10 protein-coding genes and 2 riboswitches are annotated in these 13,162 nt (G+C 47.2%); of the genes, 8 read left to right on the forward strand and 2 right to left on the reverse strand.

Annotated features, from left to right (window positions below; all coding sequences use genetic code 11):
* The first annotated feature begins 43 nt into the window (after positions 1–43).
* Both H9J30_RS09850 and H9J30_RS09855 read left to right on the forward strand, forming a co-directional pair.
* A complete protein-coding gene (locus tag H9J30_RS09850; protein ID WP_240130873.1) occupies positions 44–1,006 on the forward strand; it encodes a dienelactone hydrolase family protein in 963 nt (320 codons plus the stop codon).
* 140 nt (positions 1,007–1,146) lie between these two features.
* A riboswitch (Lysine riboswitch) is annotated at positions 1,147–1,318 on the forward strand.
* An 86-nt stretch (positions 1,319–1,404) separates the two neighbouring features.
* Positions 1,405–2,985: a Na+/H+ antiporter NhaC family protein gene (locus H9J30_RS09855; protein WP_240130874.1), complete on the forward strand. Its 1,581-nt coding sequence runs from the start codon at positions 1,405–1,407 to the stop codon at positions 2,983–2,985.
* A gap of 394 nt (positions 2,986–3,379) precedes the next feature.
* Here the strand turns inward: H9J30_RS09855 and H9J30_RS09860 are convergent, their stop codons facing one another.
* Complete coding sequence (locus tag H9J30_RS09860) at positions 3,380–3,574, reverse strand: hypothetical protein (protein WP_240130875.1); 195 nt, start codon at positions 3,572–3,574, stop codon at positions 3,380–3,382.
* Positions 3,575–4,065: 491 nt separating this feature from the next.
* On the opposite strand from H9J30_RS09860, the gene H9J30_RS09865 reads away from it, so the two are divergent.
* The 5 genes from H9J30_RS09865 (at position 4,066) to H9J30_RS09885 (ending at position 7,586) form a co-directional block, all read left to right on the forward strand.
* Complete coding sequence (locus H9J30_RS09865; RefSeq protein ID WP_240130876.1) at positions 4,066–4,368, forward strand: hypothetical protein; 303 nt, start codon at positions 4,066–4,068, stop codon at positions 4,366–4,368.
* Positions 4,329–5,009: a hypothetical protein gene (locus H9J30_RS09870; protein WP_240130877.1), complete on the forward strand. Its 681-nt coding sequence runs from the start codon at positions 4,329–4,331 to the stop codon at positions 5,007–5,009. Before H9J30_RS09865 ends, H9J30_RS09870 begins: the two co-directional genes overlap by 40 nt.
* A gap of 242 nt (positions 5,010–5,251) precedes the next feature.
* Positions 5,252–5,410: a hypothetical protein gene (locus H9J30_RS09875; protein WP_240130878.1), complete on the forward strand. Its 159-nt coding sequence runs from the start codon at positions 5,252–5,254 to the stop codon at positions 5,408–5,410.
* Positions 5,411–5,443: 33 nt separating this feature from the next.
* Complete coding sequence (locus H9J30_RS09880; RefSeq protein WP_240130879.1) at positions 5,444–6,421, forward strand: transposase; 978 nt, start codon at positions 5,444–5,446, stop codon at positions 6,419–6,421.
* 427 nt (positions 6,422–6,848) lie between these two features.
* On the forward strand, positions 6,849–7,586 hold the full coding sequence (locus tag H9J30_RS09885; RefSeq protein ID WP_169547413.1) for an MORN repeat-containing protein: 738 nt from the start codon (positions 6,849–6,851) through the stop codon (positions 7,584–7,586).
* Positions 7,587–8,024: 438 nt separating this feature from the next.
* Here H9J30_RS09885 and metH read toward each other — a convergent pair whose 3' ends face one another.
* The gene (gene metH, locus H9J30_RS09890; protein ID WP_240130880.1) at positions 8,025–11,759 is read right to left on the reverse strand and encodes a methionine synthase; all 3,735 of its coding nucleotides are present in this window, start codon (positions 11,757–11,759) and stop codon (positions 8,025–8,027) included.
* Between the two features lie 238 nt (positions 11,760–11,997).
* Between metH and H9J30_RS09895 the strand changes: the two genes are divergently transcribed.
* Positions 11,998–12,720, forward strand: a complete 723-nt coding sequence (locus H9J30_RS09895) for a histidine phosphatase family protein (protein ID WP_240130881.1) — start codon at positions 11,998–12,000, stop codon at positions 12,718–12,720.
* A 175-nt stretch (positions 12,721–12,895) separates the two neighbouring features.
* A riboswitch (cobalamin riboswitch) is annotated at positions 12,896–13,091 on the forward strand.
* Positions 13,092–13,162: the final 71 nt, after the last annotated feature.

A 13,162-nucleotide genomic window follows, 5' to 3' on the forward strand; every position in this document is an offset into this window, starting at 1 on the left:
GGGAAGATAAACCTGTGGTAGCTTGTTCAATGGAGAAAGAACGATGAGCCCACAACCTAAGTCCGACAATAACGCCCATACTTCTCAGCCTATCCCGCAGGAAGCCTTTGATTGGTATGATGAGTATGCCCATGGCATTATCGATCGCCGTGAGTTTATGGCGCGCCTTGCAGGTCTAGTGGCTCTGGGTTTTACCCTCAGCACACTCACAGGCGCACTGATGCCTAATTACGCCTTAGCCGAACAAGTGTCCTTTAACGATCCCACAATCCAAGCCAGTTATGTGAAGTTTCCGTCCCCCGAAGGCTATGGCGAAGGGCGGGGTTATTTAGTCTTGCCAAGCGCGTTGCTGATCCCAGGCCAAAAGGCGGGCGATCCTAAGACCTTAGATCCCACTAAAAAAGCGCCCGTGGTGTTAGTGGTACACGAAAACCGTGGCCTTAATCCCTATATCGAAGATGTGGCCCGCCGCTTAGCGGCCAAGGGCTATATTGCTTTTGCCCCCGATGCGCTTTATAGCCTTGGTGGATATCCTGGTAATGATGATGCGGGCCGCGCCATGCAAGCGAGCCTCGATAGGGCCAAAATCGAGCAGGATTTTATCGCCGCCGCGCGCTTTTTAAGGGCGCACCCGCAGAGTAGTGGCAAACTCGGCGCCGTCGGATTTTGCTTTGGTGGCTATATCGTCAATATGCTTGCCGCTACCATTCCGGACGAGCTTGCCGCAGGCGTGCCTTTTTATGGCACACCCGCAGCAACTGAGCTGCGTAGCCGAGTTAAAGGCCCGCTAATGTTACAATTTGCCGCTTTAGATCAACGAATTAACGATACATGGGCCGAGTATGAAGCCCAATTAAAGGCCAATAAAGCCGATTACGTCGTGTATCTTTACCCGAATGTGAATCATGGTTTCCACAATGATTCCACCGCCCGTTATGATGAGCCAACGGCTGAGCTTGCATGGGCAAGAACCTTGGATTTCTTTGGTAAACATTTACTCGTATAAGGCCATTTTGCGCCATTGCGACGGTTGAAAAGCAGATGTTTCTTCCGTTGCCAACTTGTAGGTGATTCGTTGTTTTATGCGCGAATGGGATCAAAATACTTGCTATCAGTTCCCATCTCGCTAGAATGCCCGCTCGAATACCTTTAAGTAGAGGCGCGCTGCCTATGACTACTTGTGCGGAGGGTGATGCCGCAGATGTACAAGGAAAGGAGTCAGCGCCGAAGTAGCCAGGTCATCAAACCGAGCTGCTGGTTTTGCATCAAATAGGTGCAAGACTGCCATAGTCATCCACTATGGAGCGCTACCTGAAGGGGCTGAGGAGTATTACCTCCCTATAGGTTTTGTTTCTTTATCCTCTCGGTAGATCTCCACCCGTTTTCTTTAGGTGAAAAGAGATCATGGACATTAGTCATTTTGCCGACTCCGGTTGGTCAGTACTTCCCCCTTTGTTAGCCGTCGCCTTGGCGATCATCACTCGCCGCGTACTGTTATCCCTTGGCGTAGGGATTGTGGCCGGCAGTTTGTTACTCAATCAGTTTTCTCCCCTTGATTCATTGCACTATATGTTTAATACCGTGCTGAAGATTTTTTGGGTCGATGGCGCACTTAATCGCGACAATATCAATATGTTGCTATTTATGTTGCTGCTTGGCGGACTCATTAGTCTGATGACGGTTTCAGGCGCCACCCGCGCCTTTGCCGAGTGGGCGGCTAAGCGCGCTAAGACCCGTCGCGGCGCAAAAGGCTTAACTGGCGTGATGGTGTTTGCGTTTTTTATTGACGACTTTTTCCATAGTTTATCGGTTGGCGCCATTTGCCGTCCGGTGACCGATCGCTTTCAAATCTCCCGCGCCAAACTGGCTTATCTGTTAGATTCTACCGCTGCGCCCGTGTGCGTGCTGATGCCAATCTCTTCTTGGGGCGCTTATATTATCGCGCTTATCGGTGGCATTATGGCCGCCCACGGCATTACCGAGCAAAGCCCAATCTCAGCCTTTGTTGAGATGATCCCGATGAATCTGTATGCCGTGTTTACCCTGTTAATGGTGCTGGTGGTGATTGCGTTTCAAATGGATATCGGCCCGATGCGTAAACATGAAGCATGGGCGCTGGAGGGGAAGCTTTGGGATCCGTCTAAGCCTCGTCCAATCGGCTTAGATATGGAAAGCCCTGAAGAAAGTAACGGTGGCATGATCGATATGGTATTGCCGATCCTAACCCTCACAGGCGCGACCGTGTATTTTATGATTTCCTCTGGTGCGGCAGTATTGGATGAAAAAGGGCTGCCATTTAGCGTACTTGGCTCCTTTGAAAACACCAATGTGGGCTCCTCGCTCGTGTATGGCGCGCTGTGCAGCTTGGCGGTGTCAATTCTGCTTGCACTGCGGTTAAAATTGGGCGCTAAAAACTGGCTTAAAGCCGCCCCGCAAGGGGTGATGGCCATGCTACCTGCGATCAATATCTTGCTATTTGCATGGGCGATTGGTGCGGTTGTTCGCGATGTTGAGACCGGCAAATATCTGGCCTCCCTTGCCAATGGTAACTTGCCAATTGAAGTGTTGCCCGCGGTGGTGTTTGTGTTGTCCTGCGCCATGGCATTTGCCACCGGAACCAGTTGGGGCACCTTTGGTATTATGTTGCCACTGGCTGGCGATATAGCCGCAGCCAGCGATATCGCGTTAATGCTGCCAATGCTGGCCGCAGTGCTCGCAGGTTCAGTGTTTGGCGATCATAGCTCGCCGATTTCGAGCACCAGTATTTTGTCGGCCACAGGTGCAGGTTGCCACCATATTGACCATGTGATGACCCAGCTACCCTATGCCTTAGCCATCGCCTTTGGTGCCACCTTAGGCTATTTAGCCATGGGGATTATGCATTCAACCTTAGCTGGATTTGCCGTAAGCGCCCTGTGGTTTGTGCTCTTCACTGCCTATCATCTGCGTAAAACGAAAAATCAGCCTTTGTTAGCCACGGCATAAGGCTCTTTTACACGCGATCAACCAGGGGCCCACGGGCCCCTTGCTTTTTGTGGGCTTACTCAAGCCCATAGCCATCTAAGTTAATTTATGTTAGTCATCACTTAACTATCTAATTTGTAATGTGAAAGTGGTAGACAGATGTTAAACAGAACGTTATCTTACGTTTTTAACAAGGATGAGACTTGTCCGTGACCACGGCTAAGTTCACTTGCATCAGGAAGATGTGTCTTTATTTCGCAAGAACACCTCCTGAACAATATGCGATAAGACTCTAGGTGCTAGGTGCTAGGTGCTAGGTGCTAGGTGCTAGGTGCTAGATTCTAGATTCTAGATTCTAGATTCTAGATTCTAGATTCTAGATTCTAGATTCTAGATTCTAGATTCTATAAAAGCATTACAGCAGTGCAATCCCTTGGCTAATGGGTGTTGGCCAAGTGCGGTAGCCATGGCAGAGCTTTTTTGTCGAACGACAAAGTTGAAACGTTTTGATGGTGCTGATTTGCTTGGCGCTGCGAATTGGCAATGTTATCTCGGTTATCTGTTTATGGCGGCCTGTCGGCCGAGGTGGATCAAGGTCGTGGGGCTTCACCCCACACCCGACCAAGGAGGACTGCTCGTCCTATCCTCCTTGGATGCTCCAAGACGCCCCTAACGGAGTTGAAAGCCCCTTGGGCATTAAGCGTTCTTATGCTATCGCGTCAGACGCTCGTCCCTGATTCGACTGACGCTATCTCGGCCTCCATGCCTCGCTCACGCAACGAACGCAAATGCCCTGCGGCAACTCCGAGGGGATGGTGTATTCCTTCGGCTCAGGTGTTATTGGACGATTGTTAAGGCATAATAATGCGCCTGTCCGATCTTTTCTAAAACGCTTCTCGGTATGTAAGGTCTCGATTTTTCTGTATGAAAAATGTTGAAAACTCATCATAAGCGAAACTAAGTTGCTGCAATATTTAAATTATTTATTCGGATTGTTCGAAGGTTAAGCCATTTACCGCTTAGGTTTTGTTAGAAGTCCGAGTTATGCACTGTTAGGGTTCAACTTTCACCTCATTTTTTAAACAAGGAAATTATAAAAATATGCAAGAAGCAAATAAATTAGAGCTGCATTATTTTTTTAATGACAATTCTCATCAAATAGACGCTTTGGTTAGAAATAAGTGTGAAGCAGAGCTTCTCGCTATAGCATATGAAGCTGCTGTGGCTTTAGAAATAAGCTTAAATATAAATTCAGACATAGTAGCTGAAGGCGGATTTAGAGACTTTTGGAATTTTCTAGGAAATAATAATAACCAAATTTCGTTAATTTTAGTTGTGATAACCATTATTTTTCAAGAGTACCAATGTCCGATCCTGAAGCCGAAACATTGGAGAATGAGCTAAAAAAGTTATCTATCGAAGAGAAAAAATTAAACATCCAAAAACTAAAGCAGGAGTTAGAACAAAATGAGTTTAACCCTGAAACGATAGGTAAAGTAACAAAGGTAGTCGATTCAAATTTAAAAATACTAAAAAGAAAATCAAATTTTTATACTCACTTGAGTAAGTATAACAAAGTCACTGAAGTTTCATTTGCAGCAGTTAATGATAAATATGAAGCAGTTTTTGATGAACGCCATGTCAAATCAAGTGAATTTCGGAAGTTCATACTTTCAACTAACAAACTTCGTTCGGAAGTTGATTCTGAAGCAATCATACAAATTGTGTCACCAGTCTTACGAGAGACTAAGCACAAATGGAAAGGCATATATAATGAAGAAACAATTAGTTTTGATATGCTAGACGTCCAGTTCAGGGACGAGGTTTTGTTGGAAAAGCATAGTTTTAAGCATGGTTCGACAATAAGGTGTGTATTAAATGTACACCGCGAGTTAGATGAAGTTGGTGATATAAAAATTAAAGGCTATAGTGTTTCAACGGTGCTTGAAAAAATAGAAGGTGGTGTTGTCTATGAGACAATGCAAGGTAAGTCATACCGACAAGCTTCTAAGTTTTCAAAATCTCAAACAGATCTCTTTGATTGACCCTGAACAAATCCGTCAAGGAAAAGGATTTAATGGGTCTTCCATTGTTAAATCCGTAGAATAAAATGGATATCCATCGTTAATAAAAATGTGCCTGTCCGATCTTTTTTGCAAAGCGGCTTCGTTCAACAATGAGCTTAACTGTCGCTCACTTTGTTCGCTGGACTCACAAAAGCTACGCTTTTGCTCGCCAGTTAGTTTAATTGTTAGGTGTTTGAGCACTAATCCAGATTGAGAGTATTATGGAAGAAAAGAAAATTAGTGATGTCGTTTTTGATTTTATTGAAAACATGGATGCTTTAAACGAAAGTGCGCCACTAGTCTTATCAACAGAAGTAAAATCTAGCGAAGTAAAATCTAGCCACCCATTACAAATCGCGTTATTTAGGCTCCTCTACTAGACTCAGTAAAAGTGTTTATGTGGAGGAGTTGCTATGCCGAGGCCTAGAAGAACTCAGATTAGTGTTGAAGACACGCCCTTCTATCACTGTTGTAGTCGCGTTGTTCGGCGTGCATTTTTATGCGGCGATGATACTTATTCAGGTAAAAACTATGACCATCGCCGCGCTTGGGTAGAATCGCTACTGTTTGAACTTGAAGCAGTTTTTTCTATTGATATAGCGGCCTTTGCGATAATGTCGAATCATTTGCATGTGGTGTTACGGGTGGATATCGACCGTGCTAATCGTTGGACTGATCGCGAAGTGCTTGAGCAGTGGCATAAGCTATTTAAAGGTGATGAATTAACGCAAAAATTCGCTAAAGGTGAGTTGGTTGAACCTCACCAAGTCCTCAGGCTAAAACATGCAATAGCAATTTACCGTAGCCGTTTATGTGATATCAGTTGGTTCATGCGTTGCTTAAACGAACCAATAGCAAGACAAGCAAATCAAGAAGATAACTGTAGTGGTCGTTTCTGGGAAGGTCGCTTTAAGTCACAGGCTCTACTTGATGAAGCTGCGGTTTTAGCCTGTATGACCTATGTTGATTTGAATCCCATCAGAGCCAAAATGGCTAACACGCCAGAACAATCAGACCATACCAGCATTCAGCTACGCATTAGGGCTGCATTGAAAGGTGAACAGCCTAACAATTTACTGCCTTTCATTGGTAATGAACGCGATAACCAACCTAATGGAATCGCGTTTACGCTCAAGGATTATCTTGAGTTAGTTGAGGATACAGGGCGGATCATCCGCAACGATAAGCGTGGTGCAATAAGTGGAAATAGCAACAAGTTACTGACCAGATTAAATATATCCCAAGACAATTGGCTTAAACTGACCACCGAGTTTGGCAAGCTATTTCATGGCCCAGTCGGTACGTTGCAAGAACTGACCGATTACTGCGAGCATTTAGAGAAGCGACGACGGCACTTTGCTAAATGCTGTCGTTACCTTAACACAGGCTGATTTCAAGCCTGTTTCATTGCTCGTTCCTTCAAAAGCTCCAACACCTCCAACGAGGCAATGGGTTGGGCTTGTTTTACTAAAAATATCGTTTTTTCAGCCAAATAGGTCAATTTAGTCAGTCATCATCCTTTGTAACCCTACTTCGCTACCCTTTTAACGGCTAAGTGACTTTTCGTCACTTGAATGCCCTCATAAAGTACATTATGTTCTTGTTTTATTTTGGGTGGCCTGATGTATCGATAGCCTGATGTATCGGCCTGATGTATCGCTGCCTGATTTATTTGTAGTGGAAGAGGACTAAAAAAGTAAATTTAGAATCAGCAAATTGGCATGAAAATTTAGCTATATGGTCATTTTTACCTAATTAACTGCCGATAGACTAATAATATAAAAATCTAACAATAATTTGCATGGAGTATGGCGATAAATGAAATTGAAACAGGCTTTGCTAATTGGTTTAGCACTTTTTATATCAAAATCTGCTTATTCAAACCCTTCAGAATGTTGGGTTGAAGATCCTGATGTTCAAGGAACTTATGAGGGAGATTGTGTAGCTGGTAAAGCTAATGGTTTTGGAGTTTCAACAGGAAAGGATACCTATAAAGGTGAATTTAAAGATGGGTATTTACATGGAAAAGGTACCTATACATGGCAAAGTGGTAGGGTATATGAAGGGGATTGGGTCGATGGGAAGCGGACAGGGAAAGGCAAATGGCAAGAATGTGGTCCAGCCTCTGGTTGTGACTACTATGAGGGAGAATGGCTGAATAGTAAGTTTAATGGATTTGGTACGTTTTCTTACCGTTGTAACTGTAAGTTTATTGGTTGCCAACGTTGTACAGATCACGGATTGTTTGAAGATGGAAAATTAATTGAATCAGCACCATCAGATGTGACGTCTATAAAAGAGTTCAAAGCTTGGAAAATGAAAGAGAGTAAAAAAATTAATGCTTATGAAGATAAGGTTCGCTCTTTTAGATCTAACTTATCTGTAGGTGATGATTCTTCAGTTGGTATTATTATAGAAGTAAAAGAAAATATAGTAAAAGTACAGACAAATGATAGCCAATGCACACAGCGAAATAATGATGGAGATTGCTTAAATTGGATTACTACACCTGTAGAAAAATGGTTTAAGAAAAATGATATTTATCCTAGAGATTAAATCCTCATCGCTTTAATGTTTAATTGGAAATCCATTGCTAAATCTCTAAAATTGGTAGTAAACATTACTCGGCATACTTTGCATGGCTAGCGAGCAACACAAAAGCAGCAGAAGTTCACCTATCCCCTGCGAAGTTGCTGAAGGGCGTTGAAGAAAATCGCGTGACGCAGACAGGACGTCTGCGTAGCTTTCGGGGGGAAGGGACGCCCCATCGGAAGCGTTAGCGATTTTCGAATAAGCACGAAGCCAGTATTCAATGCATGTAACTTCGCTAGGGGCGGCAAGGGGAGATGCAAGAGGGGGATTGCTGTTGATCCCCTTCTTGCCCTGGTGTGGAATGGAATTCCACGACTTTGATTTAAAATTTCAAACGAAGTTTGAATCAGCTTTTCAAACCGCGTTAGCGTAAGTCCGATCCAGCTTACTCTGGATCACTCTCTATTCAGGATCATAATCCAACACTGGCGCTAGCCACTTCTCCGTCTCTGCAACTGTCATCCCCTTACGCTTCGCGTAATCTTCCACCTGATCGCGACCAATATTACTCACGCCAAAGTAGCGGGATTTCGGGTGGGCAAAGTACCAGCCGGATACTGCGGCGGTGGGGAACATGGCGTAGCTTTCGGTAATGTTTAAGTCGATGGTTTCATTCGGCTTTAACAGTTCCCACAGCAGGCCTTTTTCGGTGTGATCCGGGCAAGCGGGGTAACCCGGTGCGGGGCGAATGCCTTTGTATTTCTCGCGAATTAACGCTTCGTTATCCAGCTGCTCATCGGCGGCATAACCCCAAAACTCCTTACGCACCCGCTCGTGCATCCGCTCGGCAAAGGCTTCGGCTAAACGGTCGGCTAAGCATTTGAGCATAATGGCGTTGTAGTCATCGTGATTGGCCTCAAAGCGCGCGACATGCTCATCAATCCCATGGCCTGCGGTGACCGCAAAGCCGCCCATATAGTCGGCAACGCCGCTGTCTTTGGGCGCCACAAAGTCGGCGAGACAGAAGTTATCGTTACCCACCCGCTCAAGCTGCATCCGCAGGTGATGGGTGGTCATTTCGACCTCTGTGCGAGTCTCATCTGTGTACAGTTCAATATCATCGAAGTTGACGGTATTGGCGGGGAATAACCCAATCACGCCCTTGGCGGTGAGCCATTTTTCTTCGATGATTTTTTTAAGCATCGCCTGACCATCGGCGAACAGCTTTTGCGCCTCAACGCCGACTACTTTGTCGGTTAAGATCTCGGGGTAATGGCCATGCAACTCCCACGCGCGGAAAAACGGCGTCCAGTCGATACGGTCAACTAAGTCGGTTAATGGATAATCATCAAATACTTGGCGACCCAGCACATTGGGCTTGAACGGGGTGTAATTGGCCCAATCGTGCTGGCAGCGGTTTTCGCGGGCGGCCTCTAGCGAGACGATTTCCTTACGCTTGGTTTGGGATAAACGCTTGGTGCGCATATCGTCGTACTCGGCATAGGTTTCATCAATGGTTGCTTGGCGGGTTTCGTTATTGACCAGTTTGCTGACCATAGGCACGGCGCGCGAGGCGTCGGCAATGTAGATGGCGCCATGGGGATAATGGGGCGCAATCTTCACCGCGGTATGGATTTTCGAGCAGGTTGCGCCGCCGATAATCGCCGGAATGGTGAGGCCTTCACGGTGGAAGGTTTTGACGTTATGCACCATCTCATCAAGGCTTGGGGTAATCAGCCCCGACATGCCGATAATGTCGATATTGTGTTCTTTCACCGCCTCGAGAATGCGCTCTACCGACACCATCACGCCCAAATCGAACACTTCAAAGCCATTACAGGCGAGCACCACGCCGACAATATTCTTGCCGATATCGTGCACATCGCCTTTTACGGTCACCATCAAAATCTTACCGTTCGACTGGCCTGCAACCTTTTCCTTTTCAATAAACGGATTGAGGTAGGCCACGGCCTTTTTCATCACCCGCGCGGATTTGACCACCTGTGGCAGGAACATTTTACCCGAGCCAAACAGGTCGCCGACGATATTCATACCGTCCATCAGCGGGCCTTCAATCACATCCAGCGGACGGGAGGCGAGTTGGCGAGCGGCCTCGGTATCTTCGTCGATAAATTCGGTGATGCCTTTGACCAGCGCATGGGCGAGACGTTGATTAACTGGCCATGAGCGCCATTCTAAATCTTCTTTTTTGGCGCTACTTGAGCCATCGCCACGGAATTTTTCAGCAATCTCAAGCAATTGCTCGGTATTGCTCGAGCCTTCAACTGGGCAAGGTAGGTTGAGCACCACGTTCTCGACCTTATCCTTAAGCTCAGGGTCGATATCGTCAAAAATCGCTAACTGGCCCGCGTTGACAATCCCCATATCCATGCCGACTTTAATCGCGTGGTACAGGAATACCGCGTGGATCGCCTCACGCACTGGGTTGTTACCGCGGAACGAGAACGACACGTTCGACACCCCGCCCGAAATCATGGCATGGGGCAGGGTGGCCTTAATCTCTTTAATGGCATCAATAAAATCGACAGCATAGTTATCGTGCTCATCGATACCTGTGGCAATGGCGAAGATATTCGGGTCGAAGATAATATCTTCGGGCGGAAAGCCGACCTTATCGACCAGCACGCGGTAGGCGCGGGTACAGATCTCGACTTTGCGTGCCTTCGTATCGGCTTGGCCTTGCTCGTCGAATGCCATAATAATGGCCGCGGCGCCATAGCGTTTAACGAGGGTCGCCTGCTCGATAAACTTCTCTTCGCCTTCCTTCAAGGAGATTGAGTTAACAATGCCCTTGCCTTGAATACATTTGAGGCCCGCTTCAATCACCTCCCACTTCGAGGAGTCGATCATAATCGGCACCCGGCTGATATCCGGCTCAGAGGCGATAAGATTTAAAAACTTATGCATCACCTCCACGCCATCGAGCATGCCTTCGTCCATGTTGATGTCGATGATCTGCGCGCCGCTTTCTACCTGTTCACGGGCGACATCGAGCGCCTGCTCGAACTTGCCTTCTTTGATCAGTTTTAAAAACTTGGCCGAGCCGGTGACGTTGGTACGTTCACCCACGTTCACAAACAGGGTTTGGGCGTCGATAGTGAGCGGTTCCAAACCCGATAAACGGCAAGCGACGGGGATCTCGGGTAACACGCGCGGCGCAAAGGGCTCCACGGCTTCACGGATCACCTTAATATGCTCGGGCGTGCTACCACAGCAGCCGCCGATAATGTTGAGCATGCCTTCACGGGCCCATTCTTGGATAACCTTGGCCATGTCCTCTGGGGTTTCATCGTAACCGCCAAACTCGTTCGGTAAACCCGCGTTAGGGTGCGCCGACACATAACATTCGGCGATACGAGACAGTTCTTCGACGTAGGGGCGCAGTTCTTTGGGCCCAAGGGCGCAGTTAAGGCCGATGGATAAGGGCTTGATATGGCGAAGGGAGTTATAAAAGGCTTCGGTGGTTTGTCCGGTAAGCGTTCGGCCCGAGGCATCGGTAATGGTGCCGGAGATCATCACTGGCAAACGCGCTGGAGAGTTTGGCCCAAAGAGTTCATCGAACACGGTTTCGATGGCAAATAAGGCGGCCTTGGCATTTAAGGTATCGAAAATGGTCTCGACCATAATGATATCGGCGCCGCCCTCAATCAGCGCGCGGGTCGATTCGCAGTAAGCGGTGACTAACTCATCGAAGTGGATATTACGAAAGCCTGGGTCGTTAACATCTGGGCTGATAGAGCAGGTGCGGTTAGTGGGCCCTAACACACCGGCGACATAACGAGGTTTCCCCGTGGCTTGCTCGATTTCATCACAGGCCTTACGCGCGAGGCGCGCGCCTTCGCGGTTAATTTCGGCGGACAATGACTGCATGTCATAATCGGCCATGGCGATAGTGGTGGCGTTAAAGGTATTGGTTTCAATAATATCCGCACCGGCTAATAGGTAGTCGGTGTGAATTTGTTTGATAATATGTGGCTGAGTCAGGACCAACAGGTCGTTATTACCCTTTACATCGGTATGCCAATCCTTGAAACGCTCGCCGCGATAATCGGCTTCTTCCAGCTTGTAGCCTTGGATCATCGTGCCCATGGCACCGTCTAAGATCAGAATGCGCTTCGACAGTTGGTTACGAATGTCTGCCAGTGTGTGGCTCGCTCGATTGGGTGATATCGCCATAAAATGATTACCTTTACTACAGCTAAGTTGAGTCCAAAAGTATGCAATTTTGCGGCAAATTGCATTTTATTATTGAATGTCGTTCGTTTTGTTTTGGACATTTATACGTATAGACGTCCATAATACGCGACATCGGATTGTCAGGGCAAGGTGAAAGTCATTAGGAGCGAGAATCTAGATTCTAGGCTTTGGTTCCTAGCACCTAGATTCTAGGTCCTAAGATTTTTAAAAGGCAGATATGAAACAAGTTCGCTTATTACTGTTGCGCCACGGGGAATGCGAAGGTGGGGCGATTTTACGTGGCCGTGTTGATGTGCCCTTAAGTGACAAGGGCTGGCGGCAGATGTCGGCGGCGGTGGAGGCTCATGCGACTGTGTGCCACGGTATTTATAGCTCCACCTCAAGGCGCGGCGCTGAATTTGCCAAGGTGTTGGCGCTGGAGCCGCATTCCAGGTTGTCTGAGAGTTCACATTTAGCGGCACCAACGCCTTCGCCGCTTGAGGTCAACCTGCTGGAGGATCTACAAGAAATGGATTTTGGCGATTGGGATGGTCGCGTGCTCGATGAGTTATATCAACAGGATGGCGAGCGCATGGCGGCCTATTGGCAAGATCCTTGGGCCGTGTCGCCGCCCAATGGTGAAACGATGGCAAGTTTCGAGGCTCGTATCGATGGCGCAATAGAGCAGATCCTCAATAAAGAGTTTGCCCTGCTGGCGTTGGATGATGAACAGGCCCACGGCGAGCGTAATGCCAATGCACCCACAGCCAATATTTGGGTTCTGACCCACGGCGGGGTGATCCGTCATTTAATGGCAAGAGCGTTGGGGGCGGTGAGAACGGTAGGGTTTTACAGTCAACTTACTTTACCGGTTGCCGCGGTGGTGACGATTAATGTACTCGAAGATAAACATGGGACTCGATACTGGCGCTTAGACTGGCCATCGGGCCATGGTGATTGAGTTTGAAATCTCATGCTAAATGGGATGATGAAAATTTTCTGATTTAAACTGCATTGCCTAATGAGCAAGATATAGGATAATGCTTTTCCCTGACGTTTGAGCGAGATAGCGCATTGTGTTCGCTAAGTTTAAATGTCGCAGAAATAGGTGTTGGGAATTTCGCTTTATCCTGCGCTATTCGCTTAAGGCAATAGTCGTTATAAACGCCGGATCAACCCAAACATAATAGGGAATCGGGGTGCTGCCCGTCAGCCAGCCCGAACTGTACCCGCAACTGTGAGTAGTTAAAAGAAGCGCCTAGATTCTAGATTCTAAAGCCTAGCTCCTTCTTTTCTACAAGTCAGGAGACCTGCCTATTTCTGTTGTCGCTGCATGCAGCCTTAGTTCTCGAGCGGGTGACTCGAGGGAGCAGAAAATGAAATTGATACATTTCGCCCTGTGG

The sequence above is a fragment of the Shewanella cutis genome, assembly GCF_022410515.1.
Taxonomy (GTDB): Bacteria; Pseudomonadota; Gammaproteobacteria; order Enterobacterales; family Shewanellaceae; genus Shewanella; species Shewanella cutis.

Bases quoted from the DNA above. Each gene is read 5' to 3' on its own strand.
- H9J30_RS09865 (WP_240130876.1), top strand. From the start codon at position 4,066: ATGCAAGAAGCAAATAAATTAGAGCTGCATTATTTTTTTAATGACAAT.
- H9J30_RS09870 (WP_240130877.1), top strand. From the start codon at position 4,329: ATGTCCGATCCTGAAGCCGAAACATTGGAGAATGAGCTAAAAAAGTTA.
- H9J30_RS09895 (WP_240130881.1), top strand. From the start codon at position 11,998: ATGAAACAAGTTCGCTTATTACTGTTGCGCCACGGGGAATGCGAAGGT.
- H9J30_RS09885 (WP_169547413.1), top strand. From the start codon at position 6,849: ATGAAATTGAAACAGGCTTTGCTAATTGGTTTAGCACTTTTTATATCA.
- H9J30_RS09875 (WP_240130878.1), top strand. From the start codon at position 5,252: ATGGAAGAAAAGAAAATTAGTGATGTCGTTTTTGATTTTATTGAAAAC.
- H9J30_RS09850 (WP_240130873.1), top strand. From the start codon at position 44: ATGAGCCCACAACCTAAGTCCGACAATAACGCCCATACTTCTCAGCCT.
- metH (WP_240130880.1), bottom strand. From the start codon at position 11,759: ATGGCGATATCACCCAATCGAGCGAGCCACACACTGGCAGACATTCGT.
- H9J30_RS09880 (WP_240130879.1), top strand. From the start codon at position 5,444: ATGCCGAGGCCTAGAAGAACTCAGATTAGTGTTGAAGACACGCCCTTC.
- H9J30_RS09855 (WP_240130874.1), top strand. From the start codon at position 1,405: ATGGACATTAGTCATTTTGCCGACTCCGGTTGGTCAGTACTTCCCCCT.